This is a genomic window from Marinicrinis lubricantis (assembly GCF_042658665.1).
Lineage (GTDB): Bacteria > Bacillota > Bacilli > Paenibacillales > KCTC-33676 > Marinicrinis > Marinicrinis lubricantis.
On the sequence record NZ_JBHSQV010000046.1, the window covers coordinates 1 to 607 of the forward strand.

The 607-nt window shown below is 51.6% G+C and carries 1 protein-coding gene; it reads right to left on the bottom strand.

The features are described from left to right. On the bottom strand, nt 1-485 hold a 485-nt coding region (locus ACFPXP_RS07940), incomplete at its 3' end, for a transposase (protein WP_379893706.1). Between the last annotated feature and the right edge of the window lie 122 nt (nt 486-607).

Sequence of the window (607 nt, forward strand, 5' to 3'; positions counted from 1 at the left end):
CGCTTCCCGGCCCGCCCAGTGGAGGAGGAGGGTTTCATGTCATCGTCATCATCCCGCTGCTGTTCCGCCTTCGCCGCTTCCACGGCGATCCATTCGTTCACTTCCGTGATGATTTTCTCGCCAAGACGCTTGCGGAAATGAGTCATGAGGGAATGATGAAACGGCGGCCGATCCTGATAGCCCGCCAAGCCGAGGAAGTATTGGAGGTACGGGTTCTCCACGATCGTTTCAACCGTTTCTCGATCAGACAGTTGCAGTCTTTCTTGAATGATCAAGGCTCCCAACGCCATTCGAACGGAGACCGCCTTTTGGCCGCGAAACGATTTCTTGAAGCACTTCGCGTACTTGCGATCCACTTGCGCCCACGGAATCAACCGGGCGAGTTTGATCCAACGATTTTCCGGATTCAGACGACCTCCGAAAGGCAAGAAAAATTCGCTAGGCAGCAACAACTGGTTTTCCTCATCAGCGTACGGTTGGTACATGATCGTCATCCTCCATGTGCACGGTTTTTCATCGTATTTCAACGATTTCCTTGCATATGAATTCGACAAAGAATGCCTCAAACCCTTGCTGTTACTGGATTTTTTAATCGTTCAGCAAGCCC